The organism is Aeromonas allosaccharophila (assembly GCF_016026615.1).
GTDB classification, from domain to species: domain Bacteria; phylum Pseudomonadota; class Gammaproteobacteria; order Enterobacterales; family Aeromonadaceae; genus Aeromonas; species Aeromonas allosaccharophila.
The window spans coordinates 4,402,009-4,417,655 of record NZ_CP065745.1 but is presented as its reverse complement, the minus strand read 5'-3'; the positions used below and the strand labels follow the sequence as shown (position 1 = coordinate 4,417,655).

Here is a 15,647-nt window from a genome sequence, read left to right as displayed (position 1 = left end):
TCAGAAGTAAGGATTCAGACCTGCCCGTCACTCAGGCCTGGGCCTTGAGCTCTTCGCCGCTCTCGTCGGCAGCGGCAGCCTCTTCAGGCTGCGCCTGGGCGGCCTGCAGCGCTTCCAGTTCGCTCTGATAATCGCTCAGGATCTGCTGGGCAACCGCCATATCGCCCTTGTGTTTGCGCTCGAACAGATGGTGCTGCACCACGCCGTTGAGATACTCCACCGTGATAGGCTGCTCCAGGGTGGCCATCAGCTCCTCTTTCTCCAACTCGGCATTGATTTCATCGGCGGTCGTGCGCAGCAGCCCGGCCAATTGAACCAACATGCGGCGCTCACCTTCGCGCAGCAGGCTCAACATGCGGTTTCTCTGCTGCTCATTCTGTTGGGTCATACATTTCCTTACGTCAATTGGGAACAAGCCCGCTCATTCTGCCCTGTCCCCATGACAGCGTCTATCTCATGCCCCCCACTAATTTTTGGCGCTGGCTCACAAATGGCTACAGATGCTATTTGAAGCGGCTCTGGGGTATAGTAGCCGCTGATTTTCGGGCGCTTTTTCACCTTCATCCGCAAGACAGGGATGACACGGCAAGGGCGCCTCCCGGTTTACCCCAACGAGGTGAAGATCCGCTTTATGACCGACGCCATTGTGGTGCTCTGCACCTGCCCAGATCAAACCAGTGCCGACCTTCTCTGCGAACAGCTGCTGAACCAGCGGTTGGCCGCCTGCATCAATCAGCTACCGGGCGTCACCTCCGTCTATCGCTGGCAAGGCAAGGTGGAGCGCGCCACCGAGATCCAGCTCATCATCAAATCCCGCCAGCCGCGCTTTGCCGAGCTGCAGGCATGCATTCAAGCCCATCACCCCTATGAGGTGCCCGAGCTGCTGGCCCTGCCGGTGAGTGCCGGACTGCCCGCCTATCTCGACTGGCTGAATGGGGAGACCACATGACATTCGCCCGCTTGCTCTCTCCCCTGTTGCTGCTCTGTGCCCTGCTGATGACAGCGGCAGGCAGCCCCTCGGCCTACGCCAGCGGCGCCGACCTGCTCAGCTCGCTGGGCATTGAAGCCAACGCCAAACCCAAATTTTTGCAGGTCGATGAGGCCTTTCAGATCGAGAGCGAACAGCGCGGCGATCAGCTGCTGCTGACCCTCCATATCGCCGACGATTACTACCTCTATCGCCACAGCCTGCGCTTCAAGGGGAACAACCTCACCTTCAGCGAGCCGACCCTGCCGGAAGGCACCGAGCACGAGGATGACTTCTTCGGCAAGACCCGGGTCTACTACCAGCAGGTGAGCATCGCGGTGCCGCTGAAGGAGGTGGGAGAAAATGCCAGCCTGAGGGTGCGCTATCAGGGCTGTACCGACGGTCTCTGCTACCCGCCGACCGACAAGCTGATCGATGTGGCCCCGCTGGTCACGGCAACCACAGCGTCCACAGCTGAAACAGCACAAAGCGTCGCACCCGTGAGTCAGCAGGATCAGCTGGCCGCCGCCCTCGGCCATCAGGGGTTCTGGCTCAGCATCGTCGCCTTCTTCGCGTTGGGGCTGGGGCTCGCCTTTACCCCCTGCGTCTTCCCCATGTACCCGATCCTGACCGGCATCATCGCGGGTGCCGGTCATCACCTCTCCACCGGCCGCGCCTTCCTGCTCTCCCTGGTCTATGTGCAGGGGATGGCGGTCACCTACACCTTGCTGGGGTTGGTAGTGGCCTCGGCGGGCTTGAAATTCCAGGCGGCGCTACAACACCCCTATGTGCTGATCGGCCTATCGGTGATGTTCGTGCTGCTGGCCCTCTCCATGTTCGGACTCTACACCCTGCAACTGCCGAGCAGTTTGCAAACCCGACTCTCCGGTCTCTCCAACCGCCAGCAGGGTGGCTCTGTGGTCGGGGTCGCCATCATGGGGATGATCTCCGGACTGGTCTGCTCTCCCTGCACCACGGCGCCGCTCTCGGGGGCACTGATCTACGTGGCCCAGAGCGGCGATCTCTGGCTCGGCGGGGCGGCGCTCTATGCGCTCTCGCTCGGGATGGGGCTGCCGCTGCTGCTGCTCGGCACCTCGGGCGGCAAGCTGCTGCCCAAGGCGGGTGCCTGGATGGATGTGATCAAGCAGCTGTTTGGTTTTGCCCTGCTGGCGGTGCCGATCCTGCTGCTGTCACGGCTCTGGAGCGATCAGATTGCTACTCTCGCCTGGCTCGGCTGGGGGCTGCTGCTGTGCGGCTATCTCTATCACCACAACCAGCACCAGCCCCACTCGGTGGCCAGAAGCGTGCGAGGCTTCGTGCTGCTGCTGGCGATGATCAGCGCCGTGGTGGTGGGCAAGGATCTGCTGCAACCGGCCACCTCTGCTGCCATCACGGCGGATGCCGGTCAAACGGCGCCGCGGTTTATCCGCGTCAAGACGCAGGATGATCTCAAGGTGCAGCTGGCCGCCGCCCGCGGCAAGCCGGTGCTGCTCGACCTCTACGCCGACTGGTGCGTCGCCTGCAAGGAGTTCGAACACAAGACCTTCAGCGACCCAGCAGTGCGCGAGCGTTTCGGCCAGATGGTGCTGCTGCAGGCTGATGTCACCGCCAACGACGATGCCGATGTCGAGCTGCTCAACAGCCTCAATGTGCTCGGGCTGCCGACCCTCATCTTCTTCGACCGTGAGGGCAAGGAGCTGACAGGCCAGCGGGTCACCGGTTTTATGGGGCCTGCCGAGTTTCTGGGCAAACTTGATCAGCTACGCTGACCAACGGCGCTCCTGTCGACAGGCCGGGGCCGCCTCATGCGTTACGCACTGATTTTTCTGGCAATCCCTTGTATATGACCGGCAGCATGGCAGAATTTGCCCTTCGATTGTCTCGCCCGTCCGGAGTTTTGATGAAAAAGTGGTTCATCCCCCTGCTAGCCCTCTGGCTTTATGGCTGCAGTGCAGGGCCCGGTGAAGAGGATATCCGGAGCCAAGTTACCGCCAGGCTGCTGGCCGAGACAGACGCCAACCTGTTCGAAATCAGCGACTTCACCATCCTCGGCAAGGAGGAGCGGATGGAGGGGGTCTATCTGGTCAAGGTGAGTTACCAGCTCCACTTCAAGCAGGGGCTCGATCAGTTGCAGGTGTTGCACGATGAGGATCTGGTCTACGACCGGGTTGGCCCCTTCCAGCAGGAGATGGGTCTGATGGAGCTCGAGCGTAAATATGGCGAGTTCGAGGCGGGCCAGGTGCTGCCGCAAGAGGCAGAGGTGTGGATGATGAAAGACGAACAGGGCTGGCGGTTGGCCGAACCGGCCCAATAAATGGCTTCCCGCCCCTTACGCTCTGCAACGACGGGGCTGCCGTTGCCAACCAGCTCAGACCTGGGTATCGACCCGATACCCTTTTCGCTCGGCGGGTTCGTTCGGTAACTTGCTGGCCAACCCTGACAGCACCTCCTTGAGGGTGACCCCGCGCTCTGCCGCACCGCTGCTCTCCAATAGCTTGGTCAGCTGGCTCTGCAAGGGGTTCACCGCTTCGATCTCGGCTCCTTGCTCGCTCGCTTTTCCCTGCCCGCCCTGTTGATCCAGCGTCTCCAGCAGGCGCTCCAGATCCCGTTTGAGCGGGTTCTCGCTGCTGTCATCGATGGCGAGTTTGCGCTGTTCCTGCTCTTGCCGCTGTTGTTGCTGCAATGCCAGCTGTTGCTCCTGCTGCTGTTGCAGGGCTCCCATCATGGTGTTGATGAACCCCTCCAGCGAATCCCTGATTGAGATGCTGCTCCCGCCGCTGCTCTCACCTTGCGGTGACAGCCCCAGCTCGTCCAACACAGCACCAAGGTCGCGCACCATCCGACTGTCGCTGCCTGTCGATGGCGACGGCGTAGCCCTCTCCGGTGCCTGCGCAGCGAGAGATCCCTGCCGTTGCGCCAGCGGGCTGAGCCCACCAGACGCGACCACATTCATCTCCATCTCGGCCCTCCTCTCTCTCCGTCCTCGGCCCTTTTTCGGCAAGTATTCCGACAAGCGGGCCACACCTCGTCCCTTTGGCAGATAACCGCTCTCACACCTAAAAGATAGCGCCAACCGGAAGGGATTGGCGCGAATGCATCTTTTGGTCTATCAGGCGGGATAATTGTGCCAACCCGCTATAAACAAGGGGCTGGCAAGGGGGCTGCGTTCAGACATCACAGTGCAGGCTGACAATGGGTGTCAGAAGATATCCTTCATCCGGTGCCACAACATCCCCAGCGCCAACAGTGGGGAGCGCAGTGCCGGGCCGCCGGGGAAGGTGATATGGGGCACGCTGGCAAAGAGATCGAAACCCCGGCTCTCGCCACGGATCGCTTCGGCCACCAGTTTGCCCGCCATGTGGGTGGCGTTGAGGCCATGGCCCGAGTAAGCCTGGGCGTAGAGCACGTTGGGGTGCTCTTTGAGGCGGCCAATCTGTGGTAACCGGTTGGCACCGATCCCGATCATCCCGCCCCACTGAAACTCGATGGAGGTCTCGGCCAGCTCGGGGAAGACCCGCAGCAGCTTGGGCAACATAAAGGCCTTGATATCCTTCGGGTCTCGCCCCGAATAGTTGCAGGCGCCGCCAAACAGCAGGCGGCCATCGGCGGAGAGGCGGTAGTAGTCGAGCGCCACGTTCTGGTCGCACACTGCCATGTTTTGCGGCAGCAGTCGCTGGCGCAAGCGGCGATCGAGCACCTCGGTGGCGAGGATGTAAGAACCGGCGGGCAGCACCCGTCCTCCCAGCTCCGGATTAAGATCATTGAGATAAGCGTTGCAGCCAATCACCAGATAATCGGCAGTGACCCGGCCGTGGGCGGTGGTCACCTCGACCTGCTTGCCGTAGTCGATATGAGTCACTCTGGAGTGTTCAAACAGGGAAACCCCGAGGCTGGCGGCGGCTCGCGCCTCGCCCAGCGCCAGATTGAGCGGATGCAAATGGCCGGAGCCCATGTCGATGAGGCCGCCGATATAGCGATCCGATCCCACCACGCTATGGATATCTTCGCGCGGGACCAGTCTCAGCTCGTGCTCATAGCCGAGGCTCGCCAGATGTTCGAGATCCTCCTCGAAACCGGCCAGATGACGCTGACGGGTCGCGAGATCGCAGTAGCCCCAGGTGAGATCGCAATCGATATTGAAGCGCTCGACCCGCTCGCGCACCAGTTGCACCGCCTCCAGCCCCATCAGATCCAGCTCGCGCACTCCTTGCTCACCAATCCAGCGGGCGAACTGGCTGGTATCGTGGCCGATACCGCGAATAAGCTGGCCACCGTTGCGCCCGGAGGCACCCCAGCCGATACGGTTGGCATCCAGCAAGGCAACCTTGTAACCGGCATCCGCCAGATTGATGGCGGTGTTGAGACCGGTAAAGCCGCCGCCGATGATGCAGACGTCAGCTTTGTACTCCCCCTCCAGCTCGGGCCACTGTTGCGAGTCGTTACGGGTGGCCGCGTAGTAGGAGGCGACGTGCTCCTGATATCCGTAGTGCTTTCCTGCCTGCATACTCAGCATCCTGCTTTGGTGGCAAATTGTTTAATAAAATAAGCAAAGTTGTTTCGATAATACCCACCTCTTCGCCCACTCGCCAACCTGCGCGGATCACAGAAATGCAAAAGGCGCCCCGAAGGGCGCCTTTTCATGCAATCAAGGTACGGTAACGAATTACAGTACGTCGATGGCGTTCAGGTCGGAGAATGCTTTCTCCAGACGAGCGATCATGGAAGTCTGACCTTCACGCAGCCATACGCGCGGATCGTAGAACTTCTTGTTCGGCTTGTCGGCGCCTTCCGGGTTGCCCAGCTGGCCTTGCAGGTAAGCTTCGTTCTTCTTGTAGAAGTTCAGCAGACCTTCCCAGGTTGCCCACTGGGTGTCGGTGTCGATGTTCATCTTCACTACGCCGTAGGAGATGGACTCACGGATCTCTTCCAGAGTGGAACCTGAACCACCGTGGAATACGAAGTCCAGAGACTTGGCAGGGATGCCAAACTTCTCGGAAACGTACTTCTGGGAAGCGTCCAGGATGGACGGGGTCAGCTTGACGTTACCCGGCTTGTAGACACCGTGTACGTTGCCGAAGGAGGCCGCGATGGTGAAACGCGGGCTGATCTTGGACAGACGCTCGTAAGCGTAAGCAACATCTTCCGGCTGGGTGTACAGAGCGGATTGATCCATGTGGCTGTTGTCGACGCCGTCTTCTTCGCCACCGGTGCAACCCAGTTCCAGCTCCAGAGTCATGTTCATCTTGGCCATGCGGGTCAGGTACTCGCAGCAGATGTCGATGTTCTCTTCCAGAGACTCTTCGGACAGATCCAGCATGTGGGAGGAGAACAGCGGCTTGCCGGTTTCAGCAAAGTGCTTCTCGCCCGCGTCCAGCAGACCGTCGATCCACGGCAGCAGCTTCTTGGCAGCGTGGTCGGTGTGCAGGATCACCGGTACACCGTAAGCTTCGGCAACGGCGTGAACGTGCTTGGCACCGGAGATGGCACCCAGGATGGCGGCTTTCTGGCCTTCCAGCTTCAGACCCTTACCGGCGGTGAACACGGCACCACCGTTGGAGAACTGAACGATAACCGGCGCTTTAACCTTGGCGGCAGCTTCCAGTACGGCGTTAACGGAGTCGGTACCAACGCAGTTTACGGCCGGCAGAGCAAAGCCGTTCTCTTTAGCGATGGCGAACACTTTCTGAACGTCATCACCAGTGATCACGCCGGGTTTTACGAAGTCGAAAATTTTCTTAGACATGTTTAATCGTCCTGTCTCGTATGCCGTTAATAAAAAATGGGGGGTTCATCATGAACCGGCACAGCGGGCACATGATAAACGAAACGGGAGGCTTTTGCCCCCCGTCTCGGGTCAATTAGGCTTTGGCGCGCTGTTCCAGAATCGCAACAGCCGGCAGAACCTTGCCTTCTACGAACTCCAGGAAGGCGCCGCCGCCAGTGGAGATGTAGGAGACTTTGTCAGCGATGCCGAACTTGTCGATGGCAGCCAGGGTGTCACCACCGCCAGCGATGGAGAAGGCCGGAGAAGCAGCGATGGCTTCAGCGATGATCTTGGTGCCTTCAGCGAACTGGTCGAACTCGAATACACCGACCGGGCCGTTCCACAGGATGGTCTTGGCGTTCATGATGATGTCAGCCAGGGCCTTGGCAGAGTCAGGGCCGATGTCGAAGATCATGTCGCCGTCGGTCACGTCAGCAACAGACTTGATGGTAGCCGGAGTGGACTCGGAGAACTCGGCACCGACAACCACGTCGGTAGTCACCGGAATGTTGGTCTCGGCAGCCAGTTTCTTGGCGGTGTCGATCAGGTCGTGCTCGCACAGGGACTTGCCGACGTTGTGACCGGCAGCAGCGATGAAGGTGTTGGCGATGCCACCACCGACAACCAGCTGGTCAGCAATCTTGGAGAGGGATTCCAGAACGGTCAGCTTGGTAGAGACCTTGGAGCCGCCAACGATGGCAACCATCGGGCGCTCGGGTTTGAGCATGGCTTTACCCAGAGCTTCCAGTTCACCCGCCAGCAGCGGACCGGCACAAGCAACCGGCGCGAACTGGGCCACACCGTAGGTAGAACCTTCGGCGCGGTGAGCAGTACCGAACGCGTCCATTACAAAGACGTCACACAGGGCGGCGTATTTTTTGGCCAGCTCTTCGGTGTTCTTCTTCTCGCCTTTGTTGAAACGGCAGTTTTCCAGCACAACCAGCTCACCGGCAGCGACTTCTACGCCATCCAGGTAATCCTTGGCCAGGCGAACCGGGCAGGACAGAGCGTCTTTCAGATAGTTGACAACCGGAGCCAGGGAGAATTCTTCGTTGTATTCACCCTCGGTCGGACGACCCAGGTGGGAGGTGATCATCAGCTTGGCGCCTTTTTCCAGAGCCAGCTTGATGGTCGGCAGAGTCGCAACGATACGTGCATCGGAGGTGACCTTGCCGTCTTTTACCGGTACGTTCAGGTCAGCACGGATCAGAACGCGTTTACCCGCCAGATCCAGGTCAGTCATCTTGATAACAGACATATTCAGTCCTCTATATTTTCAGGTAATGTTAAAAACAGTAACCTATTCGCCCGGGGCAGGCTCAGCCTGCGGCCATCATGGCCCGGGTGGTATCCAGCATCCGGTTTGCGAAGCCCCATTCGTTATCGCACCACATCAACATCTTGACGAGGTTGGCATCGCTCACCCGGGTCTGGGTACCATCAATGATGCAGGAGTGTGCATCATGATTGAAGTCTACGGAGACCAAAGGCTCTTCCGTGTAATCCAGAATACCGTGTAATGTACCTCTGGATGCCCGTTGCAGGGCTTGATTTACGTCAGTAACTGTCACTTTTTTACGAACAGTAATACTGAGATCCATCGCTGTTACATTGATGGTCGGCACCCGCACCGCGATCGCCTCGAACTTGCCGGCGAAGTGGGGCAGGATACGCTCCAGCCCCTTTGCCAGCTTGGTATCCACCGGAATGATGGACTGGCTGGCAGCGCGGGTTCGGCGCAAGTCACTGTGGTAAGCATCGATGACTTGCTGATCATGCATGGCCGAATGAATTGTCGTAATAGTACCACAATTTATCTCAAATTCTCGATGCAATGTTTCAATCACCGGCACCACGCAGTTGGTGGTACAGGAGGCGTTGGAGACGATCCGCTCACGCCCCGTCAGCACCTGATGGTTGACCCCGTAGACCACGGTGGCATCCACATCCGCATCGGCCGGGTGAGAGAAGAGCACCTTGCCCGCCCCCGCCGCCAGATGCAGCTCGGCATCGGCCCGCGAGCCAAACACCCCGGTGCAATCGAGCACCACATCCACCCCCAGTGCCCGCCACGGCAGCTTTGACGGATCCCGCTCGGCAAACAGGGAGATAAGATCTTCCCCCACCAGCATGCTGTTGCCCGCCAGTTGCACCGGATGGTGGAAGCGACCGTGACTGGTATCGTAACGGGTCAGGTGCACCATGGCCTCGGGGGCCGCCAGCTCGTTGATGGCGACGATCTTGATGGTCTTGTCGCGCCCGCTTTCATAGAGGGCTCGCAACACGTTGCGACCGATCCGCCCGTAACCATTGATGGCAATCTTGATCATCGAGAATCCGTTTCCTTGAACCAGCAACAGGGCGGCACACCGGCCGCCCGGGAGCCCCGGCTACGACAGCAGGGCCTCCTTGAATTCACCGCGGGCCAGCAGTGCGGCCCCGAATACCCCGGCACTGTCGCCAAGGGCAGGAGCAATAATGGGGGTTGCGAAGCGGGGATTAAAGAGGAAGGGCAAAATTGTCTGCCGTCCGGCGCTGTAAAGGCTCTGCACATTGCCCACCCCGCCACCGATGACGATCACATCCGGGTCGAGAATGTTGACCACATTGGCCAGCGCCTGACCAAACAGCAGGTTCAACCGGTCGATGGTGAGCTTGGCCACATGATCGTAAGCGGTGGCAGCCGCGATTTGGGCCAGCGAAAGATGACGCTTGGCCTTGACCTCGTACCAGGCCTCCAGCGCCGGGCCACTGATCAGGGTCTCGACGCAGCCACGCTTGCCGCAGTAGCACTCGGGACCATCGGGGGAGAGCACGTTATGGCCCCACTCACCGGCGATGCCGTGGTGACCGTTGAGGATCTGGCCGTTGATGACGATGCCGGAGCCGACCCCGGTGCCCATGATGATGCCGAATACCACTTTCGCATCGGGATGGTGCTGGCGCACCGCGCCCAGATGGGTTTCTGCCAGCGCAAAACAGTTAGCGTCGTTGGCAATCAGTACCGGTACGCCCAGCTTGCACTCCAGATCCTCCTTGAACGGCTTGCCGTTGAGCTCGGTGGTGTTGCAGTTCTTCATCAGGCCGGTCTGTGGATCCCGCGCGCCGGGGGTGCCCATGCCGATGACGGTCGGGCGCTGGCCAATCTTCTCGGCGCACTGCGCTACCAGCTTAGCGATCTGGCCGATCATGTGCTCATAACCACCAGCCCGTTCGGTGGGGATGCGGTGGCGCAGCAGCACCTCGTCGCCATCCAGCACCACACATTCACACTTGGTACCGCCAAGATCGATACCCCAATCCAGTGACTTGCTGCTCATCTTGCCTCCTGCGCAGGCGCCATGCTCTCGTCGTCGCGGCGCCATTTTAAATGTAAAACGGGGCCTTGCGGCCCCGGATATCAAACAAACTCTTCTTTTCTCGCCCCGGCCTTAGCGGCCGTGGTACTGGGCGGAGAGCTCGTGCACCGCGTTGACGAACACGCCGGCGTGCTCCGGGTTCACATCCTGATGGATGCCGTGACCCAGGTTGAATACGTGGCCGTTGCCCTGACCGAAACCGGCCAGAATGGAGGCGACCTCTTCACGGATGCGAGCTGGCGTGGCGTAGAGCATGGAGGGATCCATGTTGCCCTGCAGCGCCACCTTGTCGCCGACCCGGCGCTTGGCGTCGGCAATGTCGGTGGTCCAGTCCAGACCCAGCGCATCGCAACCGGTGGCGGCGATCTGCTCCAGCCACTGACCACCGTTCTTGGTGAACAGGGTGACAGGCACGCGGCGACCGTCGTGTTCGCGGATCAGGCCATCGACAATCTTGTGCATGTACTGCAGGGAGAAGTCGCGGTAATCGCGCGGGGTGAGCACGCCGCCCCAGGTGTCGAACACCATGACCGCCTGAGCACCCGCCTTGATCTGGGCGTTGAGATAGGCAATCACGCTGTCGGCCAGCTTGTCGAGCAGCAGATGCAGGGTCATGGGCTCTGCGTACATCATCTGCTTGATCTTGGTAAACGCCTTGGAGCTGCCCCCCTCCACCATGTAGGTGGCCAGGGTCCAGGGGCTGCCGGAGAAGCCGATGAGCGGCACTTCGCCCTTCAGTTCGCGGCGAATGGTGCGCACCGCGTTCATCACGTAGCCCAGCTCATCTTCCGGATCCGGAATGGGCAGCGCCTGCACGTCGGCCATGGAGGTGATCGGACGCTCGAAGCGCGGGCCTTCACCCTGCTCGAAGTAGAGACCAAGCCCCATGGCATCGGGCACGGTCAGGATGTCGGAGAAGAGGATGGCGGCATCGAGCGGGTAGCGGCGCAGCGGCTGCAGGGTGACTTCACAGGCCAGCTCGGCATTGCGGCACAGGGACATGAAATCCCCCGCCTGGGCGCGAGTCGCCTTGTATTCCGGCAGATAACGGCCAGCCTGGCGCATCATCCATACCGGGGTCATGTCCACGTCCTGACGCAGCAGGGCGCGCAGGTATCGATCGTTCTTCAGCTCTTTCATCCCAGTTCCTGAGTTCGTATCACGCATAAAATGGCGGACATAATACCACTTTGCCCATCGGATCGGACTGCCCAAAACGTGGCAAATGGACGCGCGGTTGCAAAGATGTGAAGGGGCGCAAACCTGACCGCCCCGTTTTTAAAAAGAGGTGTAAAAAGGTTGGCGAAAAGATAAGCGCCTCGTTACCCCTCGCCCGCCAGCGAACGCTCGATCAGCCGTCGGGCGATGGTGCCGTGGGGCGGCAAGCGCGGCAGCCGGTCGGCGGCAAAGAAATCGGCAGCCACCAGTTCGTCGTCCTGCACCCTGATCTCGCCGCTCTCGTAGTCGGCGGTAAAGCCCATCATCAGGCTGTGGGGAAACGGCCAGGGCTGGCTCGCCACATAACGCACATTGCGTACCCGGATGCCGCTCTCCTCGAACACCTCCCGCGCCACGCACTGCTCGAGGTTCTCCCCCGCCTCCACAAAGCCGGCCAGCACGGTATACATGGGATCCTCGGCCTGATAGTGACGGCGATGGGCCGCCAAGAGGATCTCCGGCCCCTTGCGCACCGCCACGATAATGCAGGGGGAGATGCGCGGATAGGCCGTATGGCCGTGGTGGCACACCTGCGCCCACTCCCCCGCCTTCGGGGTCATGGGGGCGCCGCACTCGCCGCAGAAACGGTGGGTGCGGCGGAAGGTGACGAGCTGCCAGGCGCGGCCGGCCAGCTGAAAGCCCGTTTCATCCCCCGCCACCATCAGCTGGCGCAAGGGCGTCATCATCGTCGTGTCGGCCTCATCACCCAGATCCAGCAGATAGCAAGGCAGCCCCTGCCACTCGTCGAAACATTCGAAATTAGCGTCGGCCAGCGCAGCAGGCAGACACGCTTTACTGCCCTGTGGCACCTGACCCTGCTGATCGAGCAGTACCAGATGATCGCCCCCCAGCACGAACCAGCGGGCTTGTTCGGTTAATGACATCAGATAAACACTCTCGTTTAAACAAAACCCTGGCTACGGCGGGCCCGCCAAGGGGCAAAAGCCATGCGAATGGTCCCCATCTTACGACCAGCACAGGTCGCTGACGACCCCGCCGTGGCCGATTGTCCTATTCGTAAAAAACGGATGGCGCAAATAAAGAGGCCGCCCGAAGGCGGCCCGCCGTTATCCGGCATCCAGTATCCGGCCTCTATCGACGCGGATCAGGCATCGCCCATCGCCAGCAGGGAGGCGTTGCCACCCACCGCCGTGGTGTTGATGGTGCGGGTCTTCTCGGTGACGAAGCGGCTCAGATAGTGGGGGCCGCCCGCCTTGGGACCGGTGCCGGAGAGCCCCTGGCCACCGAACGGCTGCACCCCGACCATGGCGCCAATCTGGTTGCGGTTGATGTAGACGTTGCCGACGTTGATGCGGCTCGCCAGCTCCTCGGCATGGGATTCATTGCGGCTGTGGATCCCGAGCGTCAGGCCGTAGCCGGTGCCGTTGATGTCGCCGATCACCTTGTCCAGATCCCGGGTGGCGTAGCGCACCACATGGAGGATGGGGCCGAACTGCTCCTTCGCCAGCTCGCGGATGGAGCCGATCTCCAGCGCGGTCGGCTGGACGAAGTGCCCTTCCATGGTCGTGGCGGGCATCGGCGCCTGCGCGATCAGGCGAGCGCGCGGCATCATGTAGGCGAGGTGAGCATCGAGACCGGCCTTGGCCTCGGCATCGATCACCGGACCAACGTCGGTGTTGTGCTCAGCCGGGTTGCCCACTTTCAGCTCCTGCATGGCGCCGGTGAGGATCTCCAGCACCCGCGGGGCTATCTCTTCCTGCAGATAGAGCACCCGCAGGGCCGAGCAGCGCTGACCAGCGCTCTGGAAGGCGGCGCTCACCACATCGCGCACCACCTGCTCCGGCAGGGCGGTGGAGTCGACGATCATGGCGTTCTGACCGCCGGTCTCGGCGATGAGCGGCAGGATGGCGCCATCGCGCTTAGCCAGGGTCATGTTGATGAGCTTGGCGGTCTCGGTGGAGCCGGTGAAACAGACGCCGCCGATGCGCGAGTCCGCCGTCAGCTTGGCGCCGACGGTGGCACCGTCACCGGGCAGCAGTTGCAGCACATCGCCCGGAATGCCGGCCTGATGGGCCAGAGTCACCGCCAGATGGGCGATAAGGCCGGTCTGCTCCGCCGGTTTGGCGATCACGGTGTTGCCGGTGGCCAGCGCAGCTGCGATTTGGCCGAGGAAAATCGCCAGCGGGAAGTTCCACGGGCTGATGCAGACAAACACCCCGCGCCCCTGCAGGAACAGCTCGTTCTGCTCGCCGGTGTACCCGGGCAGCAGGGTCGCCTGCCCCATCAGGCTGCGGGCCTGCACCGCGTAATAACGGCAGAAATCGACCGCTTCGCGCACCTCGTCGATGCCATCTTGCAGCAGCTTGCCCGCCTCGCGGGTACAGAGGGAGACGAACGGCTCGCGGTTCGCTTCCAGCAGATCCGCCAGCTTCTCCAGCGCGGCGGCCCGCTCGCTCACCGGGGTTTCACGCCAGCGCGGGAAGGCGGCGTGAGCAGATGCCAAGGCCTGCTCCACCGCCTGCTCGTCGGCCCAGTGGATCTTGCCGACGCAGAGGCTCACATCCTGCGGGCTCAACACGGTACGTGCCTCGCTGCGCTTGAGGGTCTCGCCATCGACGATGGGCCCTGCCAGCCACTGCTTGTTCTCCAGCTCTTTCAAGCGGGCGAAGAAGGGGCGCTGGATGGAGAGGATGTTCATGTTGACGCCGCTGGAGTTCTTGCGGTCGGTGAACAGGTTCACCGGCTGCGGAATGCGGTCATTGGCAAAACCGGAGTAGCGCTTGAGGGTACGCAGCGGGTGCTCGGCCAGTGAATCCACCGGGGTGTTGGGATCCACCAACTTGTGGACGAAGGAGGTGTTGGCCCCGTTTTCCAGCAGGCGGCGCACCAGATAGGGCAGCAAGTCCTTGTGGGCACCGACCGGTGCATAGATGCGGCAGTGCAGGCCGGGATTGTCGTTGAGCACGGCGTTGTGCAGCTCCTCCCCCATGCCGTGCAGGCGCTGGAACTCGAACTGACGATCGCCGGCCATCTCCAGAATGCTGACCACGGTATTGGCGTTGTGGGTGGCAAACTGGGGGGCGATAAAGCCGCGGGTCGGCTCGCTCAGCAGGTAGCGGGCGCAGGCGAGATAGGAGATATCGGTGCCCGCCTTGCGGGTAAACAGCGGATAGCCGGGCAGGCCCGCCTGCTGGGCATATTTCAGTTCGCTGTCCCAGTAGGCCCCTTTCACCAGTCGCACCGGAATGAGATCACCCTGCTCGCGGGCCAGCGCGGTGAGCCAGCACAATACCGGCAGGGCGCGCTTGGAGTAGGCCTGCACCACCATGCCGAGCTTGCCCCAGCCACGGTTGGCGTCGGAGCGGTAGAGCTGCTCGAACAAGTCCAGCGACAGCTCGAGTCGGTCCATCTCCTCGGCATCGATGCTGATGGCCACATCCTTGTCGCGAGCCAGACGCACCAGCCCCACCAGCCGCTCGCACATCTCGCCGAGCACCCGCTCACGGTTGGCTACGTCATAGCGTGGATGCAGCGCCGACAGCTTGATGGAGATGGAGGGGGCCGGGCCGCCGTCGCTGATGCGCTCGTTGCCGACCGCCTCGATGGCATTGCGGTAATCGGTCAGATACTTGTCGGCATCCTGCAAGGTCAGCGCCGATTCGCCCAGCATGTCGTAGGTGTGGGTGTAGCCCTGCTCGCGGGATTTGCGGCTCGCCTTGAGGGCCTCTTTCATGTCGCGCCCCAGCACGAACTGCTTGCCCATGATCTTCATGGCGGCGTACATGGCGGAGCGCACCACCGGCTCACCGAGCTTGTTGACCATCCGCCCCAGCAGGTTGGCCGGGTTGCCATCGAGCTTCTTGTCCAACTTGATGATCTTGCCGGTCAGCATCAGCCCCCAGGTGGAGGCGTTGACCAGAGTAGAGTCACTCTTGCGGAAATGAGAGGACCAGTTGGCGCCGGAGAGCTTGTCCTTGATCAGGGCGTCGGCGGTCTCGGCATCGGGAATGCGCAGCAGCGCCTCGGCCAGACACATCAGGATGATCCCCTCCTGGGTATCGAGGCTGTACTCCTGCAAGAAGGCATCGATACCGTCACCGGAGCCGCTCTCCTTGCGCACCTTGGTCACCAGGGTACGGGCACGCTGGGTCACCTGCTCCAGCGCGGCGCCATCCCCCGGCAGTATGGCCGACAGTTCGGCCAGATAGGCATTTTCATCCACCACGTAGTTCTGGGTGATGGCTTCGCGCAGAGCGGCCAGATCGGAGGGGATATAGTCAGCAGCAAGCACTTGAGTAGCTTTGAACATAGGGGGTCTTCCTGTACGCCCGAGGGCTGATATCGACAAAGGCGGACGCGCCGCCGAAACGCCGATAAT

13 protein-coding genes are annotated in these 15,647 nt (G+C 61.3%); 3 read left to right on the top strand and 10 right to left on the bottom strand.

Features of this window, described 5'->3' with window-relative positions:
• Nucleotides 1-31: 31 nt before the first annotated feature.
• On the bottom strand, nt 32-388 hold the full coding sequence (locus tag I6G90_RS20325; RefSeq protein WP_005362699.1) for a hypothetical protein: 357 nt from the start codon (nt 386-388) through the stop codon (nt 32-34).
• A 243-nt stretch (nt 389-631) separates the two neighbouring features.
• Between I6G90_RS20325 and cutA the strand changes: the two genes are divergently transcribed.
• The 3 genes from cutA to I6G90_RS20310 all read left to right on the top strand — a co-directional run bounded on the left by cutA (nt 632) and on the right by I6G90_RS20310 (nt 3,281).
• The gene (cutA, locus tag I6G90_RS20320) at nt 632-949 is read left to right on the top strand and encodes a divalent-cation tolerance protein CutA (RefSeq protein ID WP_197931227.1); all 318 of its coding nucleotides are present in this window, start codon (nt 632-634) and stop codon (nt 947-949) included.
• Nucleotides 946-2,736, top strand: coding sequence for a protein-disulfide reductase DsbD (locus I6G90_RS20315; RefSeq protein WP_197928973.1), 1,791 nt, complete (start codon nt 946-948; stop codon nt 2,734-2,736). Before cutA ends, I6G90_RS20315 begins: the two co-directional genes overlap by 4 nt.
• A 131-nt stretch (nt 2,737-2,867) precedes the next feature.
• Complete coding sequence (locus I6G90_RS20310; protein ID WP_040068021.1) at nt 2,868-3,281, top strand: hypothetical protein; 414 nt, start codon at nt 2,868-2,870, stop codon at nt 3,279-3,281.
• Between the two features lie 54 nt (nt 3,282-3,335).
• On the opposite strand, the gene I6G90_RS20305 is transcribed toward I6G90_RS20310, so the two are convergent.
• The 9 genes from I6G90_RS20305 to putA all read right to left on the bottom strand — a co-directional run bounded on the left by I6G90_RS20305 (nt 3,336) and on the right by putA (nt 15,578).
• Nucleotides 3,336-3,926, bottom strand: coding sequence for a hypothetical protein (locus tag I6G90_RS20305; RefSeq protein WP_197928972.1), 591 nt, complete (start codon nt 3,924-3,926; stop codon nt 3,336-3,338).
• A gap of 240 nt (nt 3,927-4,166) precedes the next feature.
• Complete coding sequence (locus I6G90_RS20300) at nt 4,167-5,471, bottom strand: NAD(P)/FAD-dependent oxidoreductase (protein ID WP_197928971.1); 1,305 nt, start codon at nt 5,469-5,471, stop codon at nt 4,167-4,169.
• Between the two features lie 159 nt (nt 5,472-5,630).
• On the bottom strand, nt 5,631-6,710 hold the full coding sequence (gene fbaA, locus I6G90_RS20295; RefSeq protein WP_042062080.1) for a class II fructose-bisphosphate aldolase: 1,080 nt from the start codon (nt 6,708-6,710) through the stop codon (nt 5,631-5,633).
• A gap of 115 nt (nt 6,711-6,825) precedes the next feature.
• Entirely contained in the window at nt 6,826-7,989 is a 1,164-nt protein-coding gene (locus tag I6G90_RS20290) for a phosphoglycerate kinase (protein ID WP_058053229.1), read from the bottom strand.
• A gap of 61 nt (nt 7,990-8,050) precedes the next feature.
• A complete protein-coding gene (gene epd / locus I6G90_RS20285) occupies nt 8,051-9,061 on the bottom strand; it encodes an erythrose-4-phosphate dehydrogenase (RefSeq protein WP_042080032.1) in 1,011 nt (336 codons plus the stop codon).
• 60 nt (nt 9,062-9,121) lie between these two features.
• A complete protein-coding gene (locus tag I6G90_RS20280) occupies nt 9,122-10,051 on the bottom strand; it encodes an ROK family protein (RefSeq protein ID WP_197928970.1) in 930 nt (309 codons plus the stop codon).
• A gap of 111 nt (nt 10,052-10,162) precedes the next feature.
• Nucleotides 10,163-11,230, bottom strand: a complete 1,068-nt coding sequence (gene hemE / locus I6G90_RS20275; protein ID WP_042062073.1) for a uroporphyrinogen decarboxylase — start codon at nt 11,228-11,230, stop codon at nt 10,163-10,165.
• A gap of 182 nt (nt 11,231-11,412) precedes the next feature.
• Nucleotides 11,413-12,192, bottom strand: a complete 780-nt coding sequence (nudC, locus tag I6G90_RS20270) for an NAD(+) diphosphatase (protein ID WP_197928969.1) — start codon at nt 12,190-12,192, stop codon at nt 11,413-11,415.
• A gap of 221 nt (nt 12,193-12,413) precedes the next feature.
• Complete coding sequence (gene putA / locus I6G90_RS20265; RefSeq protein WP_197928968.1) at nt 12,414-15,578, bottom strand: bifunctional proline dehydrogenase/L-glutamate gamma-semialdehyde dehydrogenase PutA; 3,165 nt, start codon at nt 15,576-15,578, stop codon at nt 12,414-12,416.
• Nucleotides 15,579-15,647: the final 69 nt, after the last annotated feature.

Excerpts from the sequence above, each read along its gene's own strand:
- I6G90_RS20325 (WP_005362699.1), bottom strand. The coding sequence starts at position 388 with ATGACCCAACAGAATGAGCAGCAGAGAAACCGCATGTTGAGCCTGCTG.
- cutA (WP_197931227.1), top strand. The coding sequence starts at position 632 with ATGACCGACGCCATTGTGGTGCTCTGCACCTGCCCAGATCAAACCAGT.
- I6G90_RS20315 (WP_197928973.1), top strand. The coding sequence starts at position 946 with ATGACATTCGCCCGCTTGCTCTCTCCCCTGTTGCTGCTCTGTGCCCTG.
- I6G90_RS20310 (WP_040068021.1), top strand. The coding sequence starts at position 2,868 with ATGAAAAAGTGGTTCATCCCCCTGCTAGCCCTCTGGCTTTATGGCTGC.
- I6G90_RS20305 (WP_197928972.1), bottom strand. The coding sequence starts at position 3,926 with ATGGAGATGAATGTGGTCGCGTCTGGTGGGCTCAGCCCGCTGGCGCAA.
- I6G90_RS20300 (WP_197928971.1), bottom strand. The coding sequence starts at position 5,471 with ATGCAGGCAGGAAAGCACTACGGATATCAGGAGCACGTCGCCTCCTAC.
- fbaA (WP_042062080.1), bottom strand. The coding sequence starts at position 6,710 with ATGTCTAAGAAAATTTTCGACTTCGTAAAACCCGGCGTGATCACTGGT.
- I6G90_RS20290 (WP_058053229.1), bottom strand. The coding sequence starts at position 7,989 with ATGTCTGTTATCAAGATGACTGACCTGGATCTGGCGGGTAAACGCGTT.
- epd (WP_042080032.1), bottom strand. The coding sequence starts at position 9,061 with ATGATCAAGATTGCCATCAATGGTTACGGGCGGATCGGTCGCAACGTG.
- I6G90_RS20280 (WP_197928970.1), bottom strand. The coding sequence starts at position 10,051 with ATGAGCAGCAAGTCACTGGATTGGGGTATCGATCTTGGCGGTACCAAG.
- hemE (WP_042062073.1), bottom strand. The coding sequence starts at position 11,230 with ATGAAAGAGCTGAAGAACGATCGATACCTGCGCGCCCTGCTGCGTCAG.
- nudC (WP_197928969.1), bottom strand. The coding sequence starts at position 12,192 with ATGTCATTAACCGAACAAGCCCGCTGGTTCGTGCTGGGGGGCGATCAT.
- putA (WP_197928968.1), bottom strand. The coding sequence starts at position 15,578 with ATGTTCAAAGCTACTCAAGTGCTTGCTGCTGACTATATCCCCTCCGAT.